The organism is Streptomyces sp. NPDC056144 (assembly GCF_042264145.1).
GTDB lineage: Bacteria > Actinomycetota > Actinomycetes > Streptomycetales > Streptomycetaceae > Streptomyces.
Genome location: NZ_JBHJVF010000005.1, coordinates 34,103 through 47,420, shown reverse-complemented (window position 1 = coordinate 47,420; position 13,318 = coordinate 34,103). Strand labels below are relative to the sequence as shown.

12 protein-coding genes are annotated in these 13,318 nt (G+C 70.3%); 9 read left to right on the top strand and 3 right to left on the bottom strand.

From position 1 onward, the window contains the following. Positions 1-111: 111 nt before the first annotated feature. The 6 genes from ACFC0Z_RS16995 to ACFC0Z_RS16970 all read left to right on the top strand — a co-directional run bounded on the left by ACFC0Z_RS16995 (position 112) and on the right by ACFC0Z_RS16970 (position 7,008). Positions 112-1,551, top strand: a complete 1,440-nt coding sequence (locus tag ACFC0Z_RS16995; RefSeq protein WP_376438082.1) for a pyridoxal phosphate-dependent decarboxylase family protein — start codon at positions 112-114, stop codon at positions 1,549-1,551. Continuing rightward, positions 1,538-2,818 carry a lysine N(6)-hydroxylase/L-ornithine N(5)-oxygenase family protein gene (locus tag ACFC0Z_RS16990; RefSeq protein ID WP_376438080.1) on the top strand — a complete coding sequence of 427 codons (1,281 nt, stop codon included), beginning with the start codon at positions 1,538-1,540 and terminating at the stop codon, positions 2,816-2,818. The genes ACFC0Z_RS16995 and ACFC0Z_RS16990 overlap by 14 nt, the downstream gene beginning before the upstream one ends. Then, a complete protein-coding gene (locus tag ACFC0Z_RS16985) occupies positions 2,815-3,366 on the top strand; it encodes a GNAT family N-acetyltransferase (RefSeq protein WP_376438078.1) in 552 nt (183 codons plus the stop codon). The genes ACFC0Z_RS16990 and ACFC0Z_RS16985 overlap by 4 nt, the downstream gene beginning before the upstream one ends. Then, complete coding sequence (locus ACFC0Z_RS16980) at positions 3,363-5,153, top strand: IucA/IucC family protein (RefSeq protein ID WP_376438076.1); 1,791 nt, start codon at positions 3,363-3,365, stop codon at positions 5,151-5,153. The genes ACFC0Z_RS16985 and ACFC0Z_RS16980 overlap by 4 nt, the downstream gene beginning before the upstream one ends. Positions 5,154-5,259: 106 nt before the next feature. Then, positions 5,260-5,652: a VOC family protein gene (locus ACFC0Z_RS16975; protein ID WP_376438074.1), complete on the top strand. Its 393-nt coding sequence runs from the start codon at positions 5,260-5,262 to the stop codon at positions 5,650-5,652. Between the two features lie 138 nt (positions 5,653-5,790). Then, on the top strand, positions 5,791-7,008 hold the full coding sequence (locus ACFC0Z_RS16970; protein ID WP_376438072.1) for an FG-GAP-like repeat-containing protein: 1,218 nt from the start codon (positions 5,791-5,793) through the stop codon (positions 7,006-7,008). A 9-nt stretch (positions 7,009-7,017) separates the two neighbouring features. On the opposite strand, the gene ACFC0Z_RS16965 is transcribed toward ACFC0Z_RS16970, so the two are convergent. Continuing rightward, a complete protein-coding gene (locus tag ACFC0Z_RS16965) occupies positions 7,018-8,655 on the bottom strand; it encodes a beta-N-acetylhexosaminidase (RefSeq protein ID WP_376438070.1) in 1,638 nt (545 codons plus the stop codon). A 219-nt stretch (positions 8,656-8,874) separates the two neighbouring features. Here ACFC0Z_RS16965 and ACFC0Z_RS16960 point away from each other — a divergent pair, with 219 nt between their 5' ends. Then, on the top strand, positions 8,875-9,150 hold the full coding sequence (locus ACFC0Z_RS16960) for a hypothetical protein (RefSeq protein WP_376438068.1): 276 nt from the start codon (positions 8,875-8,877) through the stop codon (positions 9,148-9,150). Positions 9,151-9,211: 61 nt separating this feature from the next. After that, on the top strand, positions 9,212-11,029 hold the full coding sequence (gene glmS, locus ACFC0Z_RS16955) for a glutamine--fructose-6-phosphate transaminase (isomerizing) (RefSeq protein ID WP_376438066.1): 1,818 nt from the start codon (positions 9,212-9,214) through the stop codon (positions 11,027-11,029). Positions 11,030-11,205: 176 nt separating this feature from the next. Here the strand turns inward: glmS and ACFC0Z_RS16950 are convergent, their stop codons facing one another. After that, positions 11,206-11,766, bottom strand: a complete 561-nt coding sequence (locus ACFC0Z_RS16950) for a GPR1/FUN34/YaaH family transporter (protein ID WP_376438064.1) — start codon at positions 11,764-11,766, stop codon at positions 11,206-11,208. A 140-nt stretch (positions 11,767-11,906) separates the two neighbouring features. After that, entirely contained in the window at positions 11,907-12,428 is a 522-nt protein-coding gene (locus ACFC0Z_RS16945; protein WP_360801053.1) for a universal stress protein, read from the bottom strand. Positions 12,429-12,829: 401 nt separating this feature from the next. Between ACFC0Z_RS16945 and ACFC0Z_RS16940 the strand changes: the two genes are divergently transcribed. Then, entirely contained in the window at positions 12,830-13,210 is a 381-nt protein-coding gene (locus ACFC0Z_RS16940) for a hypothetical protein (RefSeq protein WP_376438062.1), read from the top strand. Positions 13,211-13,318: the final 108 nt, after the last annotated feature.

Here is a 13,318-nt window from a genome sequence, read left to right as displayed (position 1 = left end):
GTTAGGCTAACCTTACTTAAAGCGATCGCGCCTTTCCGGCGCGCGCTCAGCGTCCTCCCGGCGCTGTCCCAGCGTCCCCTCAAGCACATTCCCTTCCGAAAGGGCCCCACAATGCGCTCCCACCTGCTCAACGACACCACGGCGGAGAGCTACCGACGCTCCGTCACCGAAGGAGTCGAGCGGGTGGCGGGGAAACTCGCCGCGACGCGCCGCCCGTTCACCGGCGTGACCCCCGCCGAGCTGGCCCCCGTCATCGACGCCGTCGACCTCGACCGCCCGCTCGGCGACGCCTCCGCGGCCCTCGACGAGCTGGAGGACGTCTACCTCCGCGACGCCGTCTACTTCCACCACCCGCGCTACCTGGGCCACTTGAACTGCCCGGTCGTCATCCCCGCCGTCCTCGGCGAGGCGGTCCTCTCCGCCGTCAACTCCTCCCTGGACACCTGGGACCAGAGCGCCGGCGGCACGCTCATCGAGCGGAAGATCATCGACTGGACCACCGCCCGGATCGGCCTCGGCCCGCTCGCCGACGGCGTGTTCACCAGCGGCGGCACGCAGTCCAACCTCCAGGCCCTGCTCCTCGCCCGCGAGGAGGCCGGGACCGCGGACCTCTCCAGGCTCCGCATCTTCTCCTCCGAGTGCAGCCACTTCAGCGTCCAGAAGTCGGCCCAGCTCCTCGGCCTCGGCCGGGACGCCGTCATCGCCATCCCGGTCGACCGCGACAAGCGCATGCAGTCCGTCGTCCTCGCCGCCGAGCTGGAGGCCTGCCGCGCCGAGGGCCTCGTCCCGATGGCGATCGTCGCCACCGCCGGCACCACCGACTTCGGCTCCATCGACCCGCTGCCCGAGATCGCCGCCCTCGCCGCCGAGTACGGGGCCTGGATGCACGTCGACGCCGCCTACGGCTGCGGACTGCTCGCCTCCACCACCCGCCGCCACCTCCTCGACGGCATCGAGAGCGCCGACTCCGTCACCGTCGACTTCCACAAGTCCTTCTTCCAGCCGGTGAGTTCCTCCGCCGTCCTGGTCCGCGACGGCGCCACCCTGCGCCACGCGACGTACCACGCGGACTACCTCAACCCGCGCCGCACGGTCGCCGAGCAGATCCCGAACCAGGTCGACAAGTCCCTCCAGACGACCCGCCGTTTCGACGCGCTCAAGCTCTGGATGACCCTGCGCGTGATGGGCGCCGACGGCATCGGCGAACTCTTCGACGAGGTCTGCGCCCTGGCCCGCGAGGGACACGCCCTGCTCGCCGCCGACCCGCGCTACGACGTCGTGGTCGAGCCGCAGCTCTCCACCCTCGTCTACCGCTACATCCCCGAGGCCGTCACCTCGCCCGCCGAGATCGACCGCGCCAACCTCTACGCCCGCAAGGCGCTCTTCGCCTCCGGCGAGGCCGTGGTCGCGGGCACCAAGGTCGACGGCCGCCAGTACCTCAAGTTCACCCTGCTCAACCCCGAGACGACCGCGGCCGACATCGCCGCCGTCCTCGACCTGATCGCCGGCCACGCCGAGCAGTACCTGGGAGAGACCCTTGTCCACGCCTGAGTCCGTGACATACGACTTCATCGGTATCGGGCTCGGCCCGTTCAACCTCGGCCTGGCCTGCCTCACGGAGCCCATCGACCACCTGAACGGCGTCTTCCTCGAATCCAAGCCGGACTTCGAGTGGCACGCGGGCATGTTCCTGGAAGGCGCCCACCTCCAGACCCCGTTCATGTCGGACCTGGTCACGATGGCCGACCCGACCTCCCCGTACTCCTTCCTCAACTACCTGAAGGAGAAGGGCCGGCTGTACTCGTTCTACATCCGCGAGAACTTCTACCCGCTGCGGACCGAGTACAACGACTACTGCCGCTGGGCCGCCGCCAAGCTCGCCTCGGTCCGCTGGTCGACCACGGTCACCGAGGTCACGTACGACGAGACGGCCGAGCTGTACGAGGTCACCACGACCACCGGAGAAACGTTCCGCTCCGCCCGTCTCGTCCTGGGCACCGGCACCCCGCCGTACGTCCCCGAGACCTGCCGCGAACTCGGCGGCGACCTCATCCACAACTCGCGCTACCTCCCGAACAAGGAGGAGCTCCAGAAGAAGAAGTCGATCACCCTGGTCGGCAGCGGCCAGAGCGCGGCGGAGATCTACTACGACCTCCTGTCCGAGATCGACGTCCACGGCTACCAGCTGAACTGGGTGACCCGCTCCCCCCGCTTCTTCCCCCTCGAATACACGAAGCTCACCCTGGAGATGACCTCCCCGGAGTACGTGGACTACTTCCGCGCCCTCCCGGAGCAGACCCGCTCCCGCCTGGAGGTCCAGCAGAAGGGCCTCTTCAAGGGCATCGACGGCGAGCTGATCAACGCCATCTTCGACCTGCTCTACCAGAAGAAGCTGGCAGGCCCGGTCCCCACCCGCCTCCTCACCAACTCAGCCCTCCACACGGCGGGTTACGACGAGGCGACGAAGACCTACGAGCTCGGCTTCCGCCAGGAGGAGCAGGAGAAGGACTTCACCCTGGAAACCGAGGGCCTCATCCTCGCCACCGGCTACAAGTACACCGTCCCCGCCTTCCTGGAGCCGGTCCGCGACCGCCTCAACTGGGACGCCCAGGGCCGCTTCGACGTGGCCCGCAACTACGCGGTCGACACCACCGGCCACGGGGTCTTCCTCCAGAACGCCGCCGTGCACGCCCACTCGGTCACCTCGCCCGACCTGGGCATGGGGGCGTACCGCAACGCGTACATCATCGCGGAGATGCTGGGTTCCGAGTACTACCCCGTAGAGAAGACCATCGCTTTCCAGGAGTTCGCCGTATGACCGCCGGGACCACCACCCCGACCATCCGCTTCCGCCCGCTCGACGCCCTCAAGGACGCGGAGCTGCTCCACCGCTGGGTCACCGACCCCAAGGCCGCGTTCTGGATGATGCAGGACGCGAAGCTGGAGGACGTCGAGCGCGAGTACATGGCGATCACGGCGCACCCGCACCACGACGCCTTCATCGGCGAGGTCGACGGGGAGCCCGCCATCCTGATGGAGAAGTACGACCCGTCGAAGCTGGAGCTGGTCGGGCTGTACGACCCGGAGCCCGGCGACGTCGGCATGCACTTCCTGGTGGCGCCGACGGACACCCCGGTCCACGGCTTCACCCGCGCGGTGATCACCGCCGTCATGGCCGAACTCTTCTCCGACCCGTCGACGGCCCGCGTCGTCGTGGAACCGGACGTCCGCAACAAGGCGGTCCACGCCCTCAACGAGGCCGTCGGCTTCGTCGCCGACCGCGAGATCCAGAAGCCCGAGAAGAAGGCGCTGCTGAGCTTCTGCACGCGCGCCCAGTTCGAGACGGCCGTGGGAGCCACGATATGACCGCCACCGTCCAGGCAACCGACCCGGTCGCGCACCTCACCCCCGAGCGCTGGGCCGACGCCAACCGCGCGCTGATCCGCAAGGGTCTCGCCGAGTTCGCCCACGAGCGGCTGCTGCACCCGCAGGAGCTGGGCGAGTCCCGGTACAAGGTCCTCAGCGACGACGGCGAGATCGAGTACCGCTTCACGGCGGACCGTTTCGCCCTCGACCACTGGCAGGTCTACCCGGAGTCGATCAGCCGCCACTGCGGCGACGAGCAGCTCCCGCTCGACGCCCTCCAGTTCATCACCGAGCTGCGCTCCTCCCTCGGCCTGAGCGACGAGATCCTCCCCGTCTACCTGGAGGAGATCTCCTCCACCCTGGCGGGCACGGCGTTCAAGTCGACGAAGGAGCCCGTCACCTCCGCCGAGCTGGCCCGCGCCGGCTTCCAGGCGATCGAGACGGGGATGACCGAGGGCCACCCCTGTTTCGTCGCCAACAACGGCCGCCTCGGCTTCGGCGTGGACGAGTTCCGCGCGTACGCCCCCGAGGCCGCGAGCGGCATCCACCTGATCTGGCTGGCGGCGCGCCGGGACCGTACGACGTTCACGGCGGGCGCGGACATCGCGTACGAGACGTTCATCCGCGCGGAGCTCGGCGACGAGACGGTGGACGGCTTCCACGCCACCCTCACGGCCCGCGGCCTGGACCCGGCCGACTTCCTCCTCATGCCCTGCCACCCCTGGCAGTGGTGGAACAAGCTGTCGGTGACGTTCGCGGCCGAGGTGGCGCAGCAGCGCCTGGTGTACCTGGGCGAGGGCGAGGACACGTACCTGGCGCAGCAGTCGATCCGCACGTTCTTCAACACGACGACCCCCTCCAAGCACTACGTGAAGACGGCCCTCTCCGTCCTCAACATGGGCTTCATGCGCGGCCTCTCCGCCGCGTACATGGAGGCGACCCCGGCGATCAACGACTGGCTGCACCAGCTGATCGAGTCGGACGCGACCTTCAAGTCCGCCGACTTCTCGATCATCCGCGAGCGGGCGGCGATCGGCTACCGGCACCTGGAGTACGAGGCGGCCACCGACCGCTACTCCCCGTACCGCAAGATGCTGGCCGCGCTCTGGCGCGAGTCCCCGGTCCCGACCCTCGCCGAGGGCGAGCGCCTGGCGACGATGGCGTCCCTGCTCCACCTGGACCACGAGGGCGCGTCCTTCGCGGCGGCGCTGATCCGCGAATCCGGCGAGGAGCCGACGGCCTGGCTCCGCCGCTACCTGGACGCCTACCTCCTCCCGATCCTGCACAGCTTCTACGCGTACGACCTGGCGTTCATGCCGCACGGCGAGAACGTCATCCTCGTCCTCGACGAGCGCGGCAACGTGGCCCGCGCGATCTTCAAGGACATCGCCGAGGAGATCGTCGTCATGGACCCGACGGCGGTCCTCCCGCCGGCGGTGGAGCGCGTGCGCGCCGAGGTCCCGGAGGACATGAAGCTCCTGTCGGTCTTCACCGACGTCTTCGACTGCTTCTTCCGCTTCCTGGCCCCGAACCTCGCGACGGAAGGCGTCCTCTCCGAAGACGACTTCTGGCGCACGGTCGCGGAATGCGTCCGCGGCTACGAGCAGACGCACCCGGAACTGCAGGACCGTTTCACCGAGTACGACATGTTCGCGGAGACCTTCGCCCTGTCGGCCCTGAACCGCCTCCAGCTCCGCAACAACAAGCAGATGGTCGACCTGGCGGACCCGTCGGCGGCCCTCCAGCTGATCGGCGACCTGGGGAACCCGATAGCCCGCTTCCGCTAGCCCCTCCCCTCATACCGACGCGAGCCCCACCGGAGTACGGTCCTCCGGCGGGGCTCGTGTCTTTATTGCCGCGCGGGCGGCGCAGCCGCGTTGCTACGGTGCGCCGGTGTTATCCGTGAAGAACGTCCAAGTGACCTTCGACTGCGCCGAACCCGAGCGTCTCGCCCGCTTCTGGTGCGAGGTCCTGGGGTACGTCCTGCCGCCGCCCCCGGACGGTTCGGCTCCCTGGGACACGTGGTGCGCCTGCGTCGACCCCTCGGGCGTGGGCCCACGGCTGTTCTTCCAGCGCGTCCCCGAGGGAAAGACCGTGAAGAACCGCGTCCACCTCGACGTACGCGTCGCCACCGGCCTCGTCGGCCCAGAACGCCTGGCCGCCCTGGAAGCCGAATGCGCCCGCCTGCTCCCCCTCGGAGCCGTCCACGTCCAGACCCTGTACGACGGCGTCGACGCCTGCATCCCGATGCTGGACATCGAGGGCAACGAGTTCTGCCTCGACTGAGCACCTCCAGAGCCCTCGGGCGTCACATCGGATCCTCCTCCTCCCCCCCGGCCCCCGGCCCGACCGCCCCTCCGCCCCCCCTTAGAATCATTGGCCAAAGCTTTACTTTTTGACCTGGGGAAGACGGAACACCACACCATGCGCAAGCCGATCAAGCGGGGCCTCGCCTCGCTGCTGACCGCCGCCACCCTGGGGACCCTCGCCGTCGCCACCGCCTCGCCCGCTCAGGCCGCCGTGGACGACTGCCCGGCGGGGTACTTCTGCGCCTGGACGCAGGAGGACGCCAAGGGGGCGATGTTCAAGACCAAGACGGACATGAACACGACCGGCGCGGCGGGCACCTCGTTCCTCTCGTACATCAACCGGTCGTCCGTGGTCGCCTGCCTGTACAAGAGCCCGGGCTACAAGGCGTACGACGGGTACTGGTCCGAGAAGCCGTCCAACAACGGGTCCTGGACCAGCTGGAGCCAGAGCACCATCGCCTCGGTCAAGTTCGTCCGGACCGAGCGCGAGTGCTCGCAGGCCGCCTACCCCGAGTGGCGGTCGGTGCTGTCCCCCACGGCGGCCGGGTTCGGTGACCTGAACGGGGACCGCAGGGCCGACGTCCTCGTACGGGACCTGGTGGGGCGGCTCTGGTTCCTGCCCGGGGACGGCTCCGGCCGCATGGTCGGCTCCGGTGGGTGGAACGCCATGGACGCCTTCGTCCGTCACGGGGACTTCACCGGTGACGGCCGCGAGGATCTGATCGCTCGCGAGAAGGCCACCGGCAAGCTGTGGCTGTACCCCGGGACCGGGACGGGCGCGCTCGGCAGCCGGAAGCAGGTCGGGTCGGGCGGCTGGAACGGCATGAGCCGGATCGTCGGTGCCGGCGACCTCACCCGGGACGGCCGCGCCGACCTGCTCGCCGTCGAGAAGTCCACCGGCAAGCTGTGGTTGCACCCCGGCACGGGGACGGGCGCGTTCGGCGCGCGCAAGCTCGTCGGCTCCGGCTGGAACGCCATGAACGCCCTCGTCGGCGCCGGTGACACCAACGGCGACGGCCGGGCCGACCTGGTCGCCCGCGAAGCCTCCACGGGCAAGCTCTGGTTCTACCCGGGGAACGGCTCCGGCGGCTTCGGCGCCCGGAAGCTCATCGGCTCCGGCGGCTGGAACGCGATGGACACGTTCCTCGCGGTCGGCGACACGACCGGGGACGGCCGTCCCGATCTCTCCACCGTCACCAACGAGAGCTACGTCATCGGCGGCTCGAAGGGGCACCCGGGGTGGCTCGTCGGCTACCGCGGCCTCGGCACCGGCGCGTACGCGGCCGGCGCCCTGACCGACGGCGAGTGGTGGGAGCTCAACGGCGCCTTCTGACCGACGCGCCTACTCCCACGGCACCTCCGGCGAGCGGTAGTACGTGACGCCCAGGGCGTCGAAGCGCGGGGCCTGTTCCGCGAGGCGGACCTTGTACGTGTCCCAGTCGTGGGTCGCCGCCGGGGACCAGGCCACCTCCGCGAGGCCCGGGAGGCGCGGGAAGGTCATGACGTCGAGGTCGTCCGTCGTCGCGAGGGTCTCCGTCCACAGCGGGGCCTCGATGCCGAGGACGGACGACTCCGGGGCGCCGGGGAGGTACGTCGACGGGTCCCAGTCGTACGACCTGCGGACCTCGACCGTGCCGGCCCAGGCCAGGCCGAGTTCGGACTCCTTCGTGTACTTCATGTCCAGGTAGGAGCGGTCGGCCGGGGAGAGGATCAGGCCCGTGCCCCGGCGGGCCGCCGCCGCCACGCGTTCCTTCTCCGCCGTCGGCGTGCGGTCGTGGCCCCAGTACTGGACGACCGCGCCCTCCGCCGGGGTCGTACCGGTGAGCTGGTGCCAGCCGACGACGGTCTTGCCGTACTTGGCGACGAGCGGCTGGACGCGGTTCATGAAGGTCACGTAGTCGTCGTGGCTCGTCTTGTGGGCCTCGTCGCCGCCGATGTGGAGGTAGCGGCCGGGCGTGAGGGCGGCGATCTCGCGGATCACGTCGTCCGCGAAGTCGTACGTGACCTCCTTCGGCGCGCAGAGGGAGCTGAGGCCCACCTTGATCCCCGTGTAGAGGGGAGGGGCCACGCCGTCGCAGTTCAGCTCCGGGTAGGAGGAGAGCGCGGCCATGGTGTGGCCGGGCATGTCGATCTCGGGGACGACCTCCTGGTGGCGGGAGGCCGCGTACCGGACGATCTCCTTGTACTGCGCCTTGGTGTAGGAGCCGCCGGGGCCGCCGCCGACCTCGGTGGAGCCGCCGTACGTGGCGAGCCTCGGCCAGGAGTCGACGGCGATGCGCCAGCCCTGGTCGTCGGTGAGGTGCAGGTGCAGGGTGTTGATCTTGTACAGGGCCAGCTGGTCGATGAAGCGCTTCACCTCCTCCACCGTGAAGAAGTGGCGGGCCACGTCGAGCATCGCGCCCCGGTAGGCGTACCGCGGGGTGTCGGTGATCGTGCCGCCCGCGATCTTCCAGGGGCCGGCCTGCACGGTCCGCCGCTCGACGGCCGACGGGAGCTGCTGACGGAGGGTCTGGACGCCGTGGAAGAGGCCGGCGGGTTCGCGGGCCGTGACGGTGAGGCCGTCCGGGGCGGACCGCAGGCGGTAGCCCTCGTCGCCGAGGTCGGTCTCGCCGGGGGCCAGGCGGAGGCGGATGCCCCCGTCCCGCACGAGCTCCTCGTCGACGACGGGGAGCGGGAAGCCGGTGGACGGGCGGAGCAGCCCCGCCAGGTAGCGGCCCACGGCCTTGGTCTCGCGGGAGGCCGGGTCGACGCCGATGCGGGTCGCGGCGGTGAGGGTGTACGGGTCGCCCTCGGCGGCGACGGACACCGGCACGGGCACGATGCGGCCCAGCGGGCGTACCTCCGGTTCCCCCGAGCGGCCCTTCCCGTTGTCCGCCGAGGCCGCCGTGCAGCCCGCCCCCGCGCCTGCCGTGGCGGTGACGAGCAGGAGCGATCCGATCAGGCGGGGGAAGACGCGGATGCGGCGCTGGGTCACGGGCATGGTTCCTTCGCGTGCTCGACGGATCAGACGGGTCAGACGGGTCAGACGGGCCATTCTCCTGCCTTGTCTATATCCGGTCGAACACCCGGCGTACCGCCCCTGTCACTCTTCGTCGAGGTCTGGACCAACGAGCCCACTTCTCGCGCCAATCTCACTCTCCCTGCCCGATTTCGGGCAGGATTCTTGCATAAATCGCCAAGGAACCCTCAATATTCACTGGTGCTCGATCGCCGCCCGTCCCACGAGGACCTCGTCGACCATCTGGTCCGCAGCACCGCGCTCCAGCGCGGTGAGGCCGCCCGGGTGGTGCTCGACGTGCTGGCGTACTTCGACGAGACGACCGAGGAGTTCGTCCGCCGCCGCCACCGCGAACTACAGGCCGGCGGCTCGGTGAACGCCGAGATCTTCGAACGGATCTCGGCGGAACTCCCGCACCGTGCCGTGGCGCCGCCGGAGCTCTCGCTCCGCCAGCTGCGCCGCATCGTCTACGGCTGACGGCCCCGACCGGCCGATCAGCAAGCAGCACCACTGTCTACCCGGAGGGGTTTCACCTTTTATGTGCGGAATTGTCGGTTACATCGGTAAGCGCGACGTCGCCCCCCTGCTCCTGGAGGGCCTCGCCCGCCTGGAGTACCGCGGCTACGACTCGGCCGGCATGGTCGTGACCAGCCCGAAGGCCGGCGGCCTGAAGATGGTCAAGGCCAAGGGCCGCGTCCGCGACCTGGAGGCCAGGGTCCCGAAGCGCTTCACCGGCACCACCGGCATCGCCCACACCCGCTGGGCCACCCACGGCGCGCCGAGCGACATCAACTCGCACCCGCACATGGACCCCGAGAACAAGGTCGCGGTCGTCCACAACGGCATCGTCGACAACGCCCAGGAGCTCCGCGCCAAGCTGGAGGCCGACGGCGTCGTCTTCGCCTCCGAGACGGACACCGAGGTCATCACGCACCTCATCGCCCGCTCCCAGGCCGCCACCCTCGAGGAGAAGGTCCGCGAGGCGCTCAAGGTCATCGAGGGCACCTACGGCATCGCCGTCATGCACGCGGACTTCAACGACCGCATCGTCGTCGCCCGCAACGGCTCGCCGGTCATCCTCGGCATCGGCGAGAAGGAGATGCTCGTCGCCTCCGACGTCGCCGCGCTGATCGCCCACACCCGCCAGGTCGTCACCCTCGACGACGGCGAGATGGCCACCCTCAAGGCCGACGACTTCCGCACGTACACGACCTCGGGCGCCTCCACCACGGCCACCCCCGAGACCGTCGAGTGGGAGGCCGCCTCCTACGACATGGGCGGCCACGACACGTTCATGCACAAGGAGATCTCCGAGCAGCCCGACGCGGTCGACCGCGTGCTGCGCGGCCGCATCGACGACCGCTTCTCCACCGTGCACCTGGGCGGCCTGAACCTCGACCCGCGCGAGGCCCGCACCATCCGCCGCATCAAGATCCTCGGCTGCGGCACCTCGTACCACGCCGGCCTCATCGGCGCCGGGCTCATCGAGTCCATGGCCCGCATCCCCGCCGACGCCGAGCCGGCCTCGGAGTTCCGCTACCGCAACCCGGTCGTGGACCCCGACACCCTCTACATCGCGGTCTCCCAGTCCGGTGAGACGTACGACGTCCTCGCCGCCGTCCAGGAGCTGAAGCGGAAGGGCGCCCGCGTCCTCGGCGTCGTCAACGTCGTCGGCTCGGCCATCGCCCGCGAGGCCGACGGCGGCGTGTACGTCCACGCCGGCCCCGAGGTCTGCGTCGTCTCCACCAAGTGCTTCACCAACACCGTCACGGCCTTCGCGCTGCTCGCCCTGCACCTGGGCCGCATCCGCGACCTGTCCGTCACCGACGGCAAGCGGATCATCGAGGGCCTGCGCAAGCTGCCCGCGCAGATCCAGGAGATCCTCGAGACCGAGGACGAGATCAAGAAGATCGCCGAGCAGTACGCCGGTGCCCAGTCGATGATGTTCATCGGCCGTGTCCGCGGCTACCCGGTCGCCCTGGAGGCCTCCCTCAAGCTGAAGGAGATCTCCTACATCCACGCCGAGGCGTACCCGGCCTCCGAGCTGAAGCACGGCCCGCTCGCCCTCATCGAGCCGGCGCTGCCGACGGTCGCGATCGTCCCCGACGACGACCTCCTGGAGAAGAACCGCGCCGCCCTGGAGGAGATCAAGGCCCGCTCCGGCCGCATCCTCGCGGTCGCGCACCAGCCGCAGGCCAAGGCCGACCACACCATCGTCGTGCCGAAGAACGAGGACGAGCTCGACCCCATCCTCATGGGCATCCCGCTCCAGCTCCTCGCCTACCACACGGCGCTCGCCATGGGCCGCGACATCGACAAGCCGCGCAACCTGGCCAAGTCCGTCACGGTCGAGTAGTCGCGAAGGCGCCGGAGCCTGTCACTCCGGCGCCGCCGTCGGGGCCTGTCCCCCCGACACCGCGCCCGCCGGGCCTGTCCCCCGGCGGTCCGACCGGACACCGAAGGGGCCCCTGCCGCACACCCAGGTGCGGCAGGGGCCCCTTCCCCTTTTCCTCTTGCTCCCGTACCTGCCGCTTACCCCGCGGCCGGAGCGCTCGCCGCACGCCGTACGGACGTGGGCCAGCCCGCGACCGCCGCCGTGGCCCCGTACCAGGCGACCAGGCCCGCCACGGCCGCCACCCAGCCGCCCGCCTTCGCGAGGCTGCCGGTGTCGGAGAGGGCGCCGATGCCGATCAGCAGCAGCGCGACGAACAGCAGCCCGTACACGCCCTGCCCGAACAGGCCGCTGCCCCCGGCGGCCAGTGTCAGCGTGAGTGCCAGGAGCGCCCACAGGAGCATGAAGACGCCCACGGCGTCCGCCGAGGCCCCGCCGCCGACGGCGGTGCCCCAGGTGAACCAGAAGGCGCCGAGCGCCGCGAACGCCGTGCCGTTGCCCTTGTCGCCGGCGCGCAGGGCGAGCAGACCGACGAGGAAGAGCGCCACCCCGCCGACCCAGGTGGCGAGGCCCGCGGCATCCGCTGCCGCGACGTTGTCGACGAGACCCGTCCCGCCCAACCCGAAGGCCAGCAGGGTGAGTCCGAGTGCGAGGTTTCCGAGAGTGGAGGTGCTGTTTCCCGCGGCGACTTCGTTGTCCACGGCGGGCTCCCTTCAGGGGTGTGATCGTGTGACCCTTATCTACCCTTCACAAGCGCACAATTCACCTGAGGACGGCTGAATTTATGGCCGGTGGACGCCAGTTGGCGCCAGTTGATGCCAGAGGGGAGAGCGGAGAGCGGTTACGGGATCACGATCACGGGCCGCTGCGCGCGGCGCGCGAGACGCCCGGCGACCGAGCCGAAGATCCGGCCGACGATGCCGTGCGTGGAGCCGACCACGATCGCGTCGGCCGAGTACTCCCGGCCGACCTCCTCCAGCTCGTGGCAGATGTCCCCGCCGCGCTCGACGAGGATCCACGGCACCTCGGAGAGGTGATCGGCACAGGCCAGCTCAAGGCCGAGGACCTCGGTGCGGTGGTCCGGCACGTCGACGAAGACCGGCGGCTCGCAGCCCGCCCACACCGTGGTGGGCAGCCGGTTGGCCACGTGCACGATGATCAGGCCGGAGCCGGAACGGCGGGCCATGCCGATGGCGTACGCGAGGGCTCGCTCACTGGACGTGGAGCCGTCGAAGCCGACCACCACCCCGTGCCGGAAGGCCGGGTCGCAGGCGTGGCGTGGCTGTTCTACCGCGAGGGGGTCGACCGTGGAGTCGGCGACGCGCTTGCGGTCCGCGGGTTCGGAGAATTCGTGACCGGCCATCGATGTCTCGGCGAAGGGAGTCCTCGTGGGAAGGGGCGGGGACAGAAGGGGAAGGGAAGGACGGAAAGGGAGGGTGGTGCGGAGGGTGGTGCGAGGGGCGGAACAACGGGTCGCGGCGGGAGCCGTGTCCGGGAATCATCTTCCCCATCCCATACCCCCAAGGGTACGGCGACACTCCTTTCCTGCCCAGAGCCCGCCGTGTCGCGCCCCGGCGTGCACGCCGCTCGCGCGCGGCGTCCCAGGGAGCATGCACGAGGGGTTCGGGATCTGGCAATGCCGCTCGTGCGCCGGGGCTCCCGCGGGGCCGGGGCGAGGGGGCCAAACGGACGTCGCCCAGAGTGACCGGAACGTTCTACTCCTCGTTGCCACAGGTCCAGCCCACCGTCGCAGGGAGCCCGCCCGTGCACGCACCATCGACGCCCGCCGCCGACCGGCCCTCCACCGCCCCCGTCCCGACTCCCCGCCCCGCCGGCCCCTCCCGGACCCCGCGCTCGGCCCGCTCGGCCCGCCCGTCCCGCTCCGCCCGCTCCGCCGCGCTCCCCGAGCGGCCGTCCGGCGTCGAGGAGGAGGCGGGCGCCGACCCCGCCGGTGACGTCGTCCGGTGGTCGGCCTTCTGCTGTGTGCTCGTCCCCGTGGTGCTCCTCGCCTACGGCACCTCGCTCGGCGGGGCCGCCGGCACCGCGCTCGGACTCGTGTCGGTGACGGCGGCCTGCCGCGTCCTGCTCCGCCGCTCGGAGCGCGGACTGCGCGCCGAAACCGGACGAACGAGGCGCCGGAACTGACACCCGGGGCTCTCCCGTACCCCCCGGGAACCCTTCGAGTTGACAGGCTCGTACACCCGAGCCCATACGTTTTCAGCCAACTTCTTTTCGTCGGCGCGTCCTTGGCGA